This is a genomic window from Rhizobium sp. CNPSo 3670 (assembly GCF_057784555.1).
Window position 1 is genome coordinate 1 of sequence record NZ_JBXSOL010000031.1, and the last position, 14,926, is coordinate 14,926.

Genomic DNA, 14,926 nt, shown 5'->3' on the forward strand with positions numbered 1-14,926 from the left:
CGGGCGGCCACCCGCCCGGCAAGCATCAATATCCTACATTTTTCTTATCCAAGAAGGTGGCCCGAAGGGTCGGATGAGGGGGCCGCACGGCACACCATTCACGTCATCACCCATCTCGGCGTTCGCTCGCTTGACGCCACCACCCGAATGGCATTTCCTCAGGGAAAAGCAAGGAACACCCCGATGCGCCTCCCCCTTCTCCTCACCCTCCTCGCCGTGACCGCCGGCCTTTCCGCCTGCCAGACGATGACGCCGGAGGAGCGGCGGGCGGCGGATGAGCAGCGATGCCTGAGCTATGGTTTCCGCCGCGGCACCGATGGGTTTGCCACCTGCCTGCAGCGCATCGAGCTCGACCGGCGGGCCGAATCGCGGGCTGCGAGTGCCGAGCTGATGCACAGCATGGCCTGGGATCTGAACGGGCCCTACGTCTACCGCGATCACTGGCGCTATCACCACTGACGGCAGGCCTCGCCCGGTTTTACCGGTTTTCCGAAATGACCGCCTGCGCCGCCGCCAGTCTGGCGATCGGCACGCGAAAGGGCGAGCAGGAGACATAGTCGAGGCCGATCGTTTCGCAGAAGCGGATCGAGGCCGGATCGCCGCCATGTTCGCCGCAGATGCCGAGCTTCATGTCGTTGCGGGTGCGCCGACCGCGTTCGGCGGCGATGCTGATCAATTCCCCCACCCCGTCGAAATCGAGCGAGATGAAGGGATCGTGCTCGATGATGCCCTTGCGCTGATAGGTGGGGATGAAGGCGGAGGCATCGTCGCGCGAGATGCCGAAAGTGGTTTGCGTCAGGTCGTTGGTGCCGAAGGAGAAGAATTCCGCCGCCTCGGCGATGACATGGGCGCGCAGCGCCGCGCGCGGCAGCTCGATCATCGTGCCGACGAGATAATCGATCTTCATGCCGGCTTCGGCCATGACATTGCCGGCGATGGCGTCGATGCAGGCCTTGACGTAATCGAGCTCGGAACGGAGGCCGACGAGCGGCACCATGATCTCGGGCACGACCGCCGCTCCGGTCTCCTGGGCGGCCGCCACCGCCGCCTCGAAGATGGCGCGGGCCTGCATCTCGACGATCTCCGGATAGGAGATCGCCAGCCGGCAGCCGCGATGGCCGAGCATCGGGTTGAACTCGTGCAGCGCATCGACGCGCTGGCGCAGCGCTAAGGCCTCCATGCCCATGGCGAAGGCGACCTCGGCGACCTCGTCGTCGGTCTTCGGCAGGAATTCGTGCAGCGGCGGATCGAGCAGGCGGATCGTCACCGGCAGGCCGTGCATGACGGTAAAAAGGCCGGTGAAATCGGAGCGCTGCATCGGCAAGAGCTTGTCGAGCGCCAGCCGCCTGCCCTTCTCATCCTCGGCAAGGATCATCTCGCGCATGACATGGATGCGCTCGCCCTCGAAGAACATGTGTTCGGTGCGGCAAAGGCCGATGCCCTCGGCGCCGAAGGAGCGGGCGGCGCGCGCATCGGCCGGCGTATCGGCATTGGTGCGCACCGTCATGCGCCGCGCCCGGTCGGCCCAGCCCATGATGCGGCCGAAATCGCCCGACAGCTCCGGCTGGATCATCGGCACCTCGCCCTTCAGCACCTGGCCGGCCGAGCCGTCGATGGTGATGATGTCGCCCTTCTTCAGGGTGACGCCGATGCCGAGCAGCCGTTCGTTGCGTTGATCGATGCGCATGGTGCCGGCGCCGACGACGCAGGGAATGCCCATGCCGCGGGCGACGACCGCCGCATGGCTGGTCATGCCGCCGCGCGTCGTCAGGATGCCTTCGGCCGCATGCATGCCGTGAATATCCTCCGGGCTGGTCTCGACCCTAAGCAGAATGACCTTGCGGCCCTCGGCTTCCGCCTCCACCGCCTCTTCCGCGGTGAAGACGATGGCGCCGGTCGCGGCCCCCGGCGAGGCCGGCAGGCCGGTGCCGATCACCTGGCGGTTGACGCGCGGATCGATCGTCGGATGCAGGAGCTGATCGAGGCTGGAGGGTTCGATGCGCAGCACCGCCTCCGCCTCGGTAATCACTTTCTCATCGACCATGTCGACGGCGATCTTCATCGCCGCCCGGGTCGACCGCTTGCCCGCGCGTGTCTGCAGCATCCACAGCTTGCCGCGCTCGATGGTGAATTCGATATCCTGCATATCGCGGTAATGCATCTCGAGCTCGCTGCAGATGCGGGTGAGCTCGCGGAAGGCCTCCGGCATCAGCTTTTCCATCGAGGGCTTGTCGGAGCCGGAGGAAAGCCGCCCCTCCTCGGTGATGCTGTGCGGCGTGCGGATGCCGGCAACGACATCCTCGCCTTGCGCATTGACGAGGAATTCGCCGTAGAGCGCCTTCTCGCCGGTCGAGGGGTTGCGGGTGAAGGCGACGCCGGTGGCCGAGCTATTGCCGAGATTGCCGAAAACCATGGCCTGGATATTGACCGCCGTGCCCCAGCCTTCGGGGATATTGTGCAGCTGGCGATAGGTGACGGCGCGCGCGCTCATCCAGCTGGAAAAGACCGCGCCAACCGCGCCCCAGAGCTGGACTTCCGGATTCTGCGGGAATTCCCGATCGAGCTCCTCCTCGATCAGCCTCTTGTAGAGCGAGACGATATGCTGCCATTCGGTGGCGCTGAGCTCGGTATCGAGTTCGTGGCCGAGCTTGGCCTTCTCGTCTTCGAGAATCTCCTCGAAGGCGTCGTTCCCAAGCCCCATGACGACGTCGGCATACATCTGGATGAAGCGGCGGTAGCTGTCCCAGGCAAAACGCGCATCGCCGGCATCGTGGCCGAGCGCCTGCACCGTCTCGTCGTTGAGGCCGAGGTTCAGCACCGTGTCCATCATGCCGGGCATGGAGACGCGAGCGCCGGAGCGCACGGAGAGCAGCAGCGGCTGGCTGGTGGATCCGAAATGGCGGCCGGTGATGGCCTCGATCGCAGCTATGCCGGCGCGCACCTCGGCCTTCAGCCGGTCGTCGATATGGCCGCCATTCGTGTAATAAGTGTTGCAGGCGCTGCTGACGATCGTCAGCCCCGGCGGGACGGGAAGCCCGAGAGCGCACATTTCAGCGAGGTTGGCGCCTTTGCCGCCGAGAATCTCATGGTCGCGCGCGCCACCCTCAGCCTGTCCGTCGCCGAACCTATAGACCCACTTGGTCATCTTCCCCCCAACACCACAAAAGGATCAGCGTGATCCCTCAGTTTGCTGACATGTCTTGCTCCCCTCGCCGTCATCCTCGGCCTTGTGCCGAGGATCTGCTCCAGATCGACTGGCTGCAGATGCTCGGGACAAGCCCGAGCATGACGAAGGAGAAGTTTAACAAACACCGCCAGCGTCTGGGAAATCAGCTTAATGCCTTGGAGTTGAAATGAAAATCGACAAATGCGGCGAAAATGCTGCGTCGCACAATATTTTCACAGTCACTGGCGGCTGAAAGCCATGTAACCCCGCCTGAAGAAGGCATAAAAAAAGCTTTGCGGGACTGCAACAATGTCCCGCAAAGCCTTGTTTCCGTCCGGCCAGGAAAACCGGACGGGGGGTCCCTCAACCCAGGGCGATTCATGGAACCGCCCTGATCCTTGTTTTCCGCAACTCCTCAAGAGACGCTTCGCATTTCCAGGGATTGCTCAAACAGCTTCCAGGTCCTTGCCCTCTACCTGAAAAGCGCATCGCAAATTCGACAAATCCGCAACTTTGACCGCCCCGCTCTTCAGCAAAGTCATCAGGTTGCGTTGAAACAACTTCTAATGCAAGTCAGAGAAAAGAGCATCACCCAAATGGGGTAGGGACCGCAAGACAGCCGACCTTTTTTGGTGTTTATCGCCGAATGCGGGAAAATTGCACGCGATTTGTACGAATTCCGTCTCGAGCGCGAGTCCCGACCGACCAGTGAGCAATCGCCTCGTCGTCGAAACGACCCTCTCGAAATGCGGCGAGGCAGATCCTGCGCCGATTGCAGACAGCCGTTTCTGCAAAAAGCTGACGCCCGACGGCGGTGAATGTCGGAACCCCGTTTGGCCGCACGTCTTCAATGCAGACAAGCCATGGAGAAAACGATGACGATCACCATTACCGCCTTTGAACGTTCGCCCGATCGGGGCCGTGGGCTGGCGCGCGACATGCGGGTTCGCTGGGCGCTCGAGGAAGCCGGCCAGCCGTATGATGTCCGCCTCGTCTCATTCGAGACGATGAAGCAGCCGGCGCACCTGGCGCGCCAGCCATTCGGGCAGATCCCGACCTATGAGGAAGGCGATCTCACATTGTTCGAATCCGGCGCGATCGTCCTTCATATCGCCGAGCGTCATGGGGGCCTGTTGCCGCAAGACGTCAATGGACGGGCGCGGGCGACTGCCTGGATGTTTGCTGCGCTCAATACGGTGGAGACGCCGATCTTCGAGCACAGCCTCGCCAGGATTCTCGAGCGCGACGAACCCTGGTATGAGAAGCGCCTGCGTTCCCTGGAGGGCAGCATCCGCAAACGGCTGAACAGCCTTTCGGCCCATCTCGGCGACGCCGACTGGCTCGACGGCGCATTCAGCGCCGGCGATTTGCTGATGGCGTCGGTGCTGCTGCGGCTGAAGTCATCCAATATCCTCGACGATTATCCCAGCCTCGCCGCCTATGTCGCCCGCGCTGAGGCGCGACCCGCCTATCAGCGCGCCTTCGCCGCGCAGTTCGCGGTTTTTCAGGCCGCATCGGCGGCGGACTGATCAGGGATCATGGCGGGTCGGTGAACGGCGAAGGCGTCCCACGGCAGAGAAATAGAAGTCCGCGTGTTTGTGTTTGGCCATGGATCCCAGGGTCAAGCCTGGTCAAGCCCTGGGATGACGGAGAGTGTGGTTGGCGTTCTCACCACGCACCGGCGACGCAGCTTGCGGCTCTGCGCCGGCCGTAGCTTCATCGCGCCCCGCACCAACTCTCATTGGTGATCCGAGGGCTTGACCCTGGGAGCACAGCCTCCTCGCAAGACCTCAGGCAATTTCGCGCAGGCGTTCGGCTGTCTGCAGGTCGACGGAGACGAGGGTGGAGACGCCCTGCTCGGCCATGGTGACGCCGAAGAGGCGGTTCATGCGGGCCATGGTGATGGGATTATGGGTGATGATGACGAAGCGGGTCTCGGTCGAAGCCGCCATTTCGTCCATCAGGTTGCAGTAGCGTTCGACATTGTGGTCGTCGAGCGGCGCGTCCACCTCGTCTAGCACGCAGATCGGCGCCGGGTTGGTGAGGAAGACGGCGAAGATCAGCGCCATTGCAGTCAGCGCCTGTTCGCCGCCCGACAGCAGCGTCATCGTCTGCGGCTTCTTGCCGGGCGGGCGGGCCAGGATTTCGAGGCCGGCCTCCAGCGGATCATCGGATTCGATCAGCTGCAGCTCGGCGGTGCCGCCGCCGAAGAGATGGGTGAACAGCCGCTGGAACTGGCCATTGACGACGTCGAAGGCGGCGACCAGGCGCTCGCGGCCCTCGCGGTTCAGGCTCTGGATGGCGCCGCGCAGCTTGCGGATCGCGTCGATGACGTCGTCGCGCTCCTTGATCAGCGCTTCGAGCTTCTCGCTCAGCTCCTTCTGCTCCTCGTCGGCGCGCAGGTTGACGGCGCCGAGCCGTTCGCGCTCCATCTTCAGCCGCTCCAGCTCGCGCTCGACCTCGCGCGGATCGGGCAGAGCCTGCATCGGCTGCAGGCCGGCGAGCCGAAGCGCCTCATGCGGCGGCACGTTCAGCGCCTCGCGGATGCGGACTTCACTTTCGTGCCGACGTTCGCGGGCCGAGACCAGGCGCTCCTCGGCGCGGCCGCGGCGTTCGCGGTATTCGGCAAGCTCGGAAAGCGCGGTCGCCGCCTTGTGATCGGCATCGCGCTGGATGCGTTCGGCTTCGGCCAGAAGATCGCCGGCATTGCGGCGCGCCTCCTCGGCCTTCTGTAATTCGCTCAGCAGGGCGCGACGCTTGTCGTCGAATTCGTCAGGCGCCATTTCGAGATCGGCCGCCTCTTCGCGCGCCTCTTCCTCGCGCTCGCGCAGTGTGGCGACATGATCCTCGCCGCTTGCCGCCCGCTGGCGCCAGGTCTCGCGCTCCTGGCCGATCGCCATGATGCGGCGCTGGCGGGCCTCGTTTTCCCTCGCCAGGCTTTCATGACGGGCGCGGGCCTCGGCGAGCGTGCCGCGGTCGGTCGCCACTTCCGCCTGCTGGAAGCGCAAGCGCTCGTCGATCTCGGTGAGATCGGGCGCGTCCTCCAGCTCGATTCGGGCGTTTTCCTCCTGGACGCCGATCTCTTCCAATTGCGCGCCCAGCTGGCTCGCAGCCTCGCTGACGACGTCGCGGCGGCGGATGAGATCGCCGGAAGCCCGCTCGGCCGCAGCCAGCGCCTCGCGCGCTTCGGCCAGATGGCGCGCCGACAGCCGGCTCATGTCGCGGGCCTCGGCCAGCCGCCGCTCCTCGAGGCGGATCGAATCGGCCGCCCCTGCCTGCCGCTCTTCGGCCTCGGCAAGCACATCACGGGCGATCGCCGCTTCGCTTTCGAGTTCGGCCAGGCGGTTCTTCTGGGCAAGGCGCAGCGCGGCAGCGCTCGGGGCATCGGCGCCGGTGACATGGCCGTCCCAGCGATAGACGGCGCCCTCCTTCGTCACCAGCCGCTGGCCGGGCTTCAGCGCCGCCATCAGGGAGCGCGCGTCGCCATCGGCGACCAGGCCGATCTGGCGCAGGCGGCGGGTGAGAGCTGATGGCGCGCTGATATGAGCGATCAGCGGCACGGCGCCTTCGGGAAGCGCCGGATCGCCGGCGCCATCGCCATTGACAGACCAATGGGCCGGCGCCTCGGCATCGAGCGGCGATTCCAGATCGTCGCCGAGTGCTGCACCGAGCGCCGTCTCGAAGCCGCGATCGACCTTCAGCTCCTCGGCAATCGGCGGGAACTTGCCGGCCGCGGCACCGGCGGCGAGCATGCGGGAAATGGTGCGGGCTTCGGTTTCCAGCGCATTCAGGCCAGAGCGGGCCTGATCGACCGGCGCGCGCGACAGTGCCTCGGCCTGACGGGCAGCCGCCAGCGCCTGTTCGACCGTCTGGACGGCGGCATCGGCATCGGCAAGCGCGATTTCGCCGGCCTCGACCATCGCGCGTTTTTCATCCGGATCGGGCAGGCCTGATATCTTCTCGCCGATCGCCGACAATTCCGCGTTTGCTTCGTCCATCTGGCGCTCGAGGCGCATGCGGCGGTCAGCCAGATCGCGAATGGCGCGCTCCAGCTGGTTGCGCCCGGCGGCGGCTTCAGCGCGCTCGGCCGTCAGCTGCGTGAAGATGCGCTCGCTGTCGGCAAGTTTTGCCGCCGCCGCTTCGAAGGCTTCGCGTGTCTCCTCGGCATGACGGCCGGAATCGGCGAGGATGTCCGAAATCTCGGCCTCTTCGGCGTCGAGCTTGGCGAGGATGACGGCATTATCGGCCACCAGCCGCTCCTCGCGGCGGATATCCTCGGCAAGCTGGGCGAGACGGCGGGTCAGTTCGTCGCGGCGGCGCAGGATGCGGCCGGCATCCTCCTCCAGCTGGCTCCTGGCGATCTGCAGGCGCTGCAGGGCGGCGGCGGCGCGCGCCTCGCCGTCGCGCAGTTCCGGCAGCTTCAGGCTGGCGATGCCCTGCTGCTTGGCTGCCTCCATCTGCGCTTGCGCCTTTTCGGCAACGATTGATGTCGCCTGGTTCAGAGCGCTGTCGGCCTCCGCCTCAGCCTCCTTGGCCTGCACCCAGCGGATATGCAGCAGCATCGCCTCGCGGGCGCGGATATCGGCCGACAGCGTCTTGAATCGATTGGCCTGGCGCGCCTGGCGCTTCAGGCTCTCGATCTGGCTTTCGAGCTGCGAGGTGACGTCGTCGAGGCGCTCGAGATTGGTTTCGGCAGCGCGCAGACGCAGCTCGGCCTCATGGCGGCGCGAATGCAGGCCCGAAATGCCGGCCGCTTCTTCCAGGAGCTGGCGGCGGGCCTGCGGCTTTGCCTGGATCAGCTCGCCAATACGGCCCTGGCCGACCATCGAGGGTGAACGGGCGCCGGTCGAGGCATCGGCAAACAGCAGCTGCACATCCTTGGCGCGGCTTTCCTTCCCGTTGATGCGATAGAGCGAGCCCTGCTCGCGCTCGATGCGGCGGGTGACCTGGATCTCGTCGCTGTCGTTGAAGGCGGCAGGTGCGGTCCGCTCGCCATTGTCGAGATAGAGGGCCACCTCGGCGGTATTGCGGGCTGGGCGGTTGCCGGAGCCGGAAAAGATCACGTCGTCCATGCCGGAGGCGCGCATGTTCTTGTATGAATTCTCGCCCATCACCCAGCGCAGCGCCTCGACGAGATTGGACTTGCCGCAGCCGTTCGGGCCGACGACGCCGGTCAGCCCCCGCTCGATGATGAATTCCGTCGGCTCGACGAAGGATTTGAAGCCGACCAGGCGCAGCTTGTTGAACTTCATGCGGAGATATCCACGGCAGGAAGCCCCCTCATCCGCCTGCCGGCACCTTCTCCCCGCTGGGGCGAAGGGGATTTGCCGCAACGTCTCGATTCCCTCTTCTCCCCAGCGGGGAGAAGGTGCCCGTAGGGCGGATGAGGGGGCCACGCCCGCAAACTGCGCTGAAAACGAAAAACGGGCGCACGGCTTTCGCCGTCGCCCGTTGTGGTCGAACGATCCGGTTCAGATGAGGCTGTCGATGAGCTTCGACATGGTGTCAACCGGCATGTCTCCAGAATAGCGCTTGCCATTGATGAGGAAGGTTGGCGTGGCGTTGACGCCGAAATCCTTCGATCCCCTTTCCCGCGTGGCGTTCACTTCATCCAGAAGCTTCTGGTTCGTCAAGCATTTCGTGAAGCTATCCTCAGTAAATCCGGCAAGCTTCGACATCTGCAGCAGTGCAGCGCGGCCGTCATCGGCGGCGGCCCAGACCTGCTGCTGCTTGAACAGCATCGAAACCATCGGGAAATACTGTTCCGGCGTGCTCAACTGCTCCGGATTGGAGGAACTGCAGCGGGCGAGCATGAAGGCCGCCGCCGCACGCGGATCGAAGGGGAATTCGCGGATGATGAACTGCACCTTGCCGGTGTCGACGTATTTCTGCTTGATGGCGTCGAAGGTGGTGTTGTGGAAATGGGCGCAATGCGGGCAGGTCATCGACATATATTCGACGATCTTGACGGGCGCGTCGGCCTTGCCAAGCGCCATTTCCGGCAGCGCGCCGGGTTTCAGCACCTCGGCCATATCGACATCGCCGTCAGACTGCGGCATGTCCCCCGCCGTGGTGGCCGCCGTCTTGATGGTATCGACATTGGTGCCGTCGGCCATGGTCTTGCCGGAAGACGAAGCATCGGCAGCGTCCTTGCTGTCGTTGCAGGCGACAAGCACGGCGGCAGCTGCGGCGATGGCGATTCCGCTCAAGAGGCGGCGTTTCGTCAGTTGCATTTCGGACATCTGCATGGGTTCCCCATAAATGAGATTGACGGCGTGACTGTGCGATATAACGGCTGACAGCCGCCCACAAGGCACTGATCAGCAACTTCCTTCAAAGAATTGTGACCGCGGGAAGACGACTAGACCAAAAATTGCAGGATTGGAGGTTTTGCTCCGAAACTCAGTCGTCCAACCCATGACGCGCCAACAGCTCGGCCAGCGGCACGGTATCGCTCTCGCTCCGCCGAAGCTCTTTGAGGCGCTTTTCAGCAAGATAGATATCTTCGAGGTCGTCGAGCTGCTCGATGATGGCTTGCCGCGCATAGAAACTCTTGCTGCGGCCGGTACGCCTCGAAAGCTGAGTCAGTCGCTTCGATATCAGGGGGCAACTGCAAGACTAGCATGATTTTTCTCCAGTCTGCTGTAGAAGTATAGCCGACGCCTACTCAGAGGGTAATTTGAATGCGTTCTTTCACCAAAGCTTTTCTCTATTCCGTACTCATTGTCTCTGTCGCATTGGCCACGAAGGTCACAAGCGGCATCGCCTCTGAAGACGGCGGGAATATTGTTTTCAGCCAGATGCTTAAATGTCTGAAGCTACCCGCGGACGCGCCGAGCTCCTATGACTTCATGGTTGTGGCGGTCATCAAGGACGGATCTGCCGATTTTCTATCCATCAACTTCCACACGCCGCCATCCGAATGGGAAAAAACGGCTGCCCCGTTGATCGCTGATGCGATCACAGAATGTGAGCCTTACAATTCGATCTCAGGCAGGATGGAATTCGCAGTTACCCGCGAGCGTATCGAAGCAGGATCAAAAAACTAAGCATGCGGTGCCGTGGCACCCCAATGTGTTGCCGGCCAAGATGGGCGTCGCTCATCAGCGCCCATTCCCCCGCTTGCCCATCACCGCAGTCCCCAGTCGCTCAATCGCCTGCCGCAGCTTGTCGCCTTCGATGCCCTCCATCATGCCTTCGAGCTTGCGGGCGGCTTCGCCCTTCAGCGGCGGCGGGGTGCGGGAGCGGCGGACGGCTTGCGACACCGGTTTCTGGACGATGCGGATCTGGTGGACGGCGGCGAAGCCGAAGAAGCTGTTGATGCGCTGGATGAGTTCGCCCTGGGCATGGGTGAGGAAGAGCGCGCGTGCCCCTTCGCAGGCGATGGTCAGCACGCCGGGGCGGAAGTTGCCGTCATCGCCGCCGCCGCGAGCCCAGGCGATTTTCTCCGGGCGGGTGCAATCGGCAAAATCCTCGCCGGCGATTTCGCTCCACGAGCCGAGCAGCGCCGTGTTGATGCCGGCGCGCCGGGCAAGGACCGGATCGATCAGCCCGTTCGCCAGCTCGGAAATCTGTTTCACATCTTTGCGTGGATAACTCATCGAAACCCTTGGACGGCGCCCCGAATTGGTGCGGCCGACTTGATCGCGCGGCGTTGCTTCGCCAAGTATAGGGCCTTCCCCCCAATGCGGCAAATCATGACGACCACCACACTCGACACCCCCTCGGCAAAGCCCCTCCTCGACTGGTACGACCGCCATCACCGCGACCTGCCCTGGCGCGTTTCGCCCGGCATGGCGGCGCGCGGCGTCCGCGCCGATCCCTATCGCGTCTGGCTGTCCGAGGTGATGCTGCAGCAGACCACGGTGCAGGCGGTCAAACCCTATTTCGAGAAATTTCTCCGGCGCTGGCCTGACGTCACCGATCTCGCCGCCGCCGACAACGACGAGGTGATGGCCGCCTGGGCGGGCCTCGGCTATTACGCGCGCGCCCGCAATCTGAAGAAATGCGCCGAAGCGGTGGCGAGGGAACATGGCGGCGTCTTTCCCGATACCGAGGAGGATCTGAAATCGCTCCCCGGGATCGGCGACTATACGGCAGCGGCCGTCGCGGCCATCGCCTTCAACCGGCAGGCTGCGGTCATGGACGGCAATGTCGAGCGGGTGATCTCCAGGCTTTATGCGATCGAAACGCCGCTTCCGGGCGCCAAGCCGCTGATGAAGGCGAAGGTGGCGCTGCTGACGCCGCCGGGCCGGCCGGGCGATTTCGCCCAGGCGATGATGGATCTTGGGGCGACGATCTGCACGCCGAAGCGCCCGGCCTGTTCGCTCTGTCCGTTCCGAGACGTCTGCCAGGCGCTGAAATTGTCCGATCCCGAGCTCTTTCCGGTCAAGGCGGCGAAGAAGGAAAAGCCGGTGCGCCATGGCGCGGCCTTTATCGCGGTGACCAGAGAGGGCGAAATCCTGCTCAGGCGGCGCGGTGAAAGCGGCCTGCTCGGCGGCATGACCGAGGTGCCGACGACGGCCTGGACGGCGCGGCTCGACGGCGAAACCTCGGCGGCGGCCGCTCCTTTCGCCGCCGGATGGCAGGCCAGCGGCACTGTTACCCATGTCTTCACCCATTTCGAGCTCAGGCTTGCCATCTGGCGGGCGGCGATTGCCCAAAAGCCTGACATGGATGACGGATGGTGGGAACCCGTTACAAATCTTGAAGCGCAGGCCTTGCCGACCGTCATGAAAAAAGCGATCGCAGCGGCTATTCCTCTCGCATTCAAAACATCCAGGGCATAAACATGACCACCGAAATAAAGCATATCGTTTTCGATATCGGCAAAGTCCTCATTCATTACGATCCCAATCTTCCTTTCGCCCGCCTCATTCCCGACGAGGCCGAGCGCAACTGGTTCTTCGCCAATATCTGCACCCATGACTGGAACGTCGAGCAGGACCGCGGCCGCACCTGGGCGGAGGCCGAAGCGCTGCTGATCGAAGCGCATCCGACGCGCGAGGAGCATATCCGCGCCTTTCGCAAATACTGGCACGAGATGGTGCCGCACGCCTATGAGGAGAGCGTCGCGATCATGGAGGGACTGATCGAGGAGGGCCGTGACGTGACGATGCTCACCAACTTCGCCTCCGACACGTTTCGCGAGGCGCAGGTGCGTTTCCCCTTCCTGACGAAACCGCGCGGCGTCACCGTTTCCGGCGATGTCGGCCTCATCAAGCCTGACATCGCGATCTACGAGACGCATACGAAGAGCTTCGGCCTCGACCCCGCCGCGACGATCTTCATCGACGACGCGCCGGCCAATGTCGAAGGCGCCAAGGCTTTCGGCTGGAACGCAGTGCTGTTTTCGGGCGCGGATAAACTGCGCAGCGATCTCGCCGCCCATGGCGTGAGGGTCTGAGACCCATGGCCTTCGACCCGGCAGAAGAAATCGAACGCTTCCACGCCGCCATCAACGCGCTGGATTTTCCCACAATCGAGGACTATTTCGCCGAGGACGCGACCTATATCTCGAACGGCGTCGGCAGCCTTGCCGGGCGCACCGAGATCATGGCCGCCTTCCGGCGCTATTTCGACGATTACCCCGATCAGACGGCCGAGAATTCGCTGGTGGAAAACCTGACGCCCCTCTCCGGCCGCGCCGTCTGGTCGCTCCGCGCCACCCACAGCCGGATCGGCAAGCCGCTGCTGCGCGAGGGCGAGGAGACGATCACCTTCAATGAAGACGGCCGCATCACGCGCGTCGAGGTCACCGATTACAAGGCGTTTTGACGAGGCAATCCGGACGCTGAAATAGAAGACGCCCGAGGCTCGAGCCCCGGGCGCCTTGGTCTTCTTCCGCAACTGGAGGAAACCGGAAGAAGGTATTTCGATCCCCAGAGCATGATGCCGAAAAGTGTAAGCGGTTTTCGGACGACATCATGCTCTAGTTTTCTGACGTAGATCCGGATTCAGATTTTAGGCCAATCTGGCCTAAAATCATCGGGATCTGGGGCGCTGCTCAATCCACCTTTGCCAGATCACTGCGGATGACGGACCTCAAATCGTCGATCGGGCGCAGGGACTGCCCGTCTTCGAAATGCCAGAAGGTCCATCCGTTGCATGCATCGAGACCCTGCACCTTGGCGCCGAGACGATGAATGGAGCCGGCCTCGCCGCCGGAGGCAACGGTGCCGTCGGCGCGAACGATGGCGCTGTAGCGGCGCTTCGCATCGGTCAGCACCTGGCCGGGCTTGATCAGGCCGCTTTCGACAAGCACGTTGAAGGCAACGCGCACTTCGGCCTTCTTGCCGGTCATGACCGTCAGTTCCGCCTTCCCCAGCGGCTCGACGGCGGCAATGCGGGCCGAAGCCGCATCGATATAATCCTGCTCCCGCTCGATACCGACAAAGTGACGGCCGAGGCGCTTGGCGACGGCGCCTGTTGTTCCCGAACCGAAGAAGGGATCGAGCACGATATCGCCTGGCTTGGTCGAGGCCATGATGACGCGGGCAAGCAGCGCTTCCGGCTTCTGCGTCGGATGCACCTTCTTGCCATTCTCGCCCTTCAGCCGTTCGCTGCCATTGCAGATCGGGAACAGCCAGTCCGAGCGCATCTGCACGTCGTCATTGGCCGCCTTCATCGCATCGTAGTTGAAGGTGTAGCCCTTGGCCTTGGCATTGGGGCTCGCCCAGATCATCGTCTCATGGGCGTTCTGGAAACGGCGGCCCTTGAAATTCGGCATCGGATTGGTCTTGCGCCAGATGATGTCGTTCAGGATCCAGAAATTCAGATCCTGCAACGTGGCGCCGACGCGGAAAATATTGTGGTAGGAGCCGATCACCCAGATCGAGCCCGTCGGCTTCAGCACCCGGCGGCAGGCGAGCAGCCAGGCGCGGGTGAAGGCGTCATAGGCTTCGAAGGAGGCGAACTGATCCCATTCGTCGTCGACCGCATCGACCAGCGACTGGTCGGGACGGTGCAGCGTTCCGCCGAGCTGAAGATTATACGGAGGGTCGGCGAAGATCACATCAACGGAGTGGTTGGGCAAGGCTTCAAGGGCGCTCACGCAGTCGCCCTTGATGATCGTGTCAACCCAGGAGTCCGCCTTGACGGAAGCCTTGAGGTCGGCAAGCGGAAAAACTGACGCCATTCTGATACTCACTCATACGCTTTACGCTTAACTCTCCGTTATGGTTACCCAACTTAGTTACCAAAGCCTGAAGCGATGGCCGATTTCGGGAATTTATTGTGGCTGCCGGGTAACCGGGCGCAGGTCCCATCGGACCGAGGGCATCTGTGATCTTTTTATTCCAGATTTTCCCTCACATCAGAAAAACTCAGTATCGAGTCAAACATCAGCTCATATTCCAATGATATAGTATCCGTTATTTTATTACCTTTAGTTCTTCTCATCTCGCAACTAACTTTCTTCTCAAAATAACTACCATTTTTGCGACACTTACCGTCAATTTCATTTGGATTGCCGTTGATCAAACCAGCAGCATCTGAGATTGCTCGCTCGGGGAATGTAACTCCAATGCGATCAGGATATTGGATAAAAATGACAATCATCGAGATGACGTAAAATGCCAAGACAATGAAGATAAAGGAAAATATAGCCGTCCAAGCAAATTTAACGATCCTTGAAGTCCACACAGTTCGGTTTCCGGTCTGGTTTCAGATGAAGACCGTAGATAGCATTTTCTTCATCGACTGACGGATATAATTTGCTGTCACGCGCGCGCCAGTTGCGTGACTGCCAAGAGGCCATAG

12 protein-coding genes and 1 pseudogene are annotated in these 14,926 nt (G+C 62.7%); 6 read left to right on the forward strand and 7 right to left on the reverse strand.

Going from position 1 to position 14,926, the window contains the following annotated elements; genetic code table 11:
- The first annotated feature begins 183 nt into the window (after positions 1-183).
- Positions 184-459 carry a hypothetical protein gene (locus tag AC13QO_RS24755; RefSeq protein WP_488542154.1) on the forward strand — a complete coding sequence of 92 codons (276 nt, stop codon included), beginning with the start codon at positions 184-186 and terminating at the stop codon, positions 457-459.
- 19 nt (positions 460-478) lie between these two features.
- Here the strand turns inward: AC13QO_RS24755 and ppdK are convergent, their stop codons facing one another.
- The gene (gene ppdK, locus AC13QO_RS24760) at positions 479-3,145 is read right to left on the reverse strand and encodes a pyruvate, phosphate dikinase (RefSeq protein ID WP_488542155.1); all 2,667 of its coding nucleotides are present in this window, start codon (positions 3,143-3,145) and stop codon (positions 479-481) included.
- An 896-nt stretch (positions 3,146-4,041) separates the two neighbouring features.
- Here ppdK and AC13QO_RS24765 point away from each other — a divergent pair.
- Positions 4,042-4,695, forward strand: a complete 654-nt coding sequence (locus AC13QO_RS24765) for a glutathione S-transferase family protein (protein WP_085777252.1) — start codon at positions 4,042-4,044, stop codon at positions 4,693-4,695.
- 261 nt (positions 4,696-4,956) lie between these two features.
- Here AC13QO_RS24765 and AC13QO_RS24770 read toward each other — a convergent pair whose 3' ends face one another.
- The 3 genes and pseudogenes from AC13QO_RS24770 to relB form a co-directional block, all read right to left on the reverse strand.
- Positions 4,957-8,418 carry a chromosome segregation SMC family protein gene (locus tag AC13QO_RS24770; RefSeq protein WP_488542156.1) on the reverse strand — a complete coding sequence of 1,154 codons (3,462 nt, stop codon included), beginning with the start codon at positions 8,416-8,418 and terminating at the stop codon, positions 4,957-4,959.
- Between the two features lie 219 nt (positions 8,419-8,637).
- On the reverse strand, positions 8,638-9,408 hold the full coding sequence (locus AC13QO_RS24775) for a DsbA family protein (RefSeq protein WP_488542179.1): 771 nt from the start codon (positions 9,406-9,408) through the stop codon (positions 8,638-8,640).
- Positions 9,409-9,568: 160 nt separating this feature from the next.
- Positions 9,569-9,791: pseudogene (relB, locus tag AC13QO_RS24780) on the reverse strand (type II toxin-antitoxin system RelB family antitoxin).
- A 58-nt stretch (positions 9,792-9,849) separates the two neighbouring features.
- On the opposite strand from relB, the gene AC13QO_RS24785 reads away from it, so the two are divergent.
- Complete coding sequence (locus AC13QO_RS24785) at positions 9,850-10,215, forward strand: hypothetical protein (protein WP_085777249.1); 366 nt, start codon at positions 9,850-9,852, stop codon at positions 10,213-10,215.
- Positions 10,216-10,269: 54 nt separating this feature from the next.
- Here the strand turns inward: AC13QO_RS24785 and AC13QO_RS24790 are convergent, their stop codons facing one another.
- Positions 10,270-10,767 carry a DUF721 domain-containing protein gene (locus AC13QO_RS24790; protein ID WP_085777248.1) on the reverse strand — a complete coding sequence of 166 codons (498 nt, stop codon included), beginning with the start codon at positions 10,765-10,767 and terminating at the stop codon, positions 10,270-10,272.
- Between the two features lie 96 nt (positions 10,768-10,863).
- Here AC13QO_RS24790 and mutY point away from each other — a divergent pair, with 96 nt between their 5' ends.
- The 3 genes from mutY to AC13QO_RS24805 are packed head-to-tail and all read left to right on the forward strand — an operon-like array spanning position 10,864 to position 12,943.
- Positions 10,864-11,955, forward strand: coding sequence for an A/G-specific adenine glycosylase (gene mutY / locus AC13QO_RS24795; RefSeq protein WP_285195837.1), 1,092 nt, complete (start codon positions 10,864-10,866; stop codon positions 11,953-11,955).
- A 2-nt stretch (positions 11,956-11,957) separates the two neighbouring features.
- Positions 11,958-12,572 (forward strand): HAD family hydrolase, encoded by a 615-nt coding sequence (locus tag AC13QO_RS24800; protein WP_183705295.1) that lies wholly within the window; start codon positions 11,958-11,960, stop codon positions 12,570-12,572.
- 5 nt (positions 12,573-12,577) lie between these two features.
- On the forward strand, positions 12,578-12,943 hold the full coding sequence (locus AC13QO_RS24805) for a nuclear transport factor 2 family protein (RefSeq protein ID WP_488542157.1): 366 nt from the start codon (positions 12,578-12,580) through the stop codon (positions 12,941-12,943).
- Between the two features lie 229 nt (positions 12,944-13,172).
- On the opposite strand, the gene AC13QO_RS24810 is transcribed toward AC13QO_RS24805, so the two are convergent.
- A complete protein-coding gene (locus AC13QO_RS24810; RefSeq protein ID WP_488542158.1) occupies positions 13,173-14,303 on the reverse strand; it encodes a DNA methyltransferase in 1,131 nt (376 codons plus the stop codon).
- A 155-nt stretch (positions 14,304-14,458) separates the two neighbouring features.
- Positions 14,459-14,725, reverse strand: a complete 267-nt coding sequence (locus AC13QO_RS24815) for a hypothetical protein (protein ID WP_488542159.1) — start codon at positions 14,723-14,725, stop codon at positions 14,459-14,461.
- Positions 14,726-14,926: the final 201 nt, after the last annotated feature.

Bases quoted from the DNA above. Each gene is read 5' to 3' on its own strand.
- AC13QO_RS24805 (WP_488542157.1), top strand. From the start codon at position 12,578: ATGGCCTTCGACCCGGCAGAAGAAATCGAACGCTTCCACGCCGCCATC.
- AC13QO_RS24785 (WP_085777249.1), top strand. From the start codon at position 9,850: ATGCGTTCTTTCACCAAAGCTTTTCTCTATTCCGTACTCATTGTCTCT.
- AC13QO_RS24755 (WP_488542154.1), top strand. From the start codon at position 184: ATGCGCCTCCCCCTTCTCCTCACCCTCCTCGCCGTGACCGCCGGCCTT.
- AC13QO_RS24800 (WP_183705295.1), top strand. From the start codon at position 11,958: ATGACCACCGAAATAAAGCATATCGTTTTCGATATCGGCAAAGTCCTC.
- AC13QO_RS24775 (WP_488542179.1), bottom strand. From the start codon at position 9,408: ATGTCCGAAATGCAACTGACGAAACGCCGCCTCTTGAGCGGAATCGCC.
- mutY (WP_285195837.1), top strand. From the start codon at position 10,864: ATGACGACCACCACACTCGACACCCCCTCGGCAAAGCCCCTCCTCGAC.
- AC13QO_RS24815 (WP_488542159.1), bottom strand. From the start codon at position 14,725: ATGATTGTCATTTTTATCCAATATCCTGATCGCATTGGAGTTACATTC.
- ppdK (WP_488542155.1), bottom strand. From the start codon at position 3,145: ATGACCAAGTGGGTCTATAGGTTCGGCGACGGACAGGCTGAGGGTGGC.
- AC13QO_RS24765 (WP_085777252.1), top strand. From the start codon at position 4,042: ATGACGATCACCATTACCGCCTTTGAACGTTCGCCCGATCGGGGCCGT.
- AC13QO_RS24810 (WP_488542158.1), bottom strand. From the start codon at position 14,303: ATGGCGTCAGTTTTTCCGCTTGCCGACCTCAAGGCTTCCGTCAAGGCG.
- AC13QO_RS24770 (WP_488542156.1), bottom strand. From the start codon at position 8,418: ATGAAGTTCAACAAGCTGCGCCTGGTCGGCTTCAAATCCTTCGTCGAG.
- AC13QO_RS24790 (WP_085777248.1), bottom strand. From the start codon at position 10,767: ATGAGTTATCCACGCAAAGATGTGAAACAGATTTCCGAGCTGGCGAAC.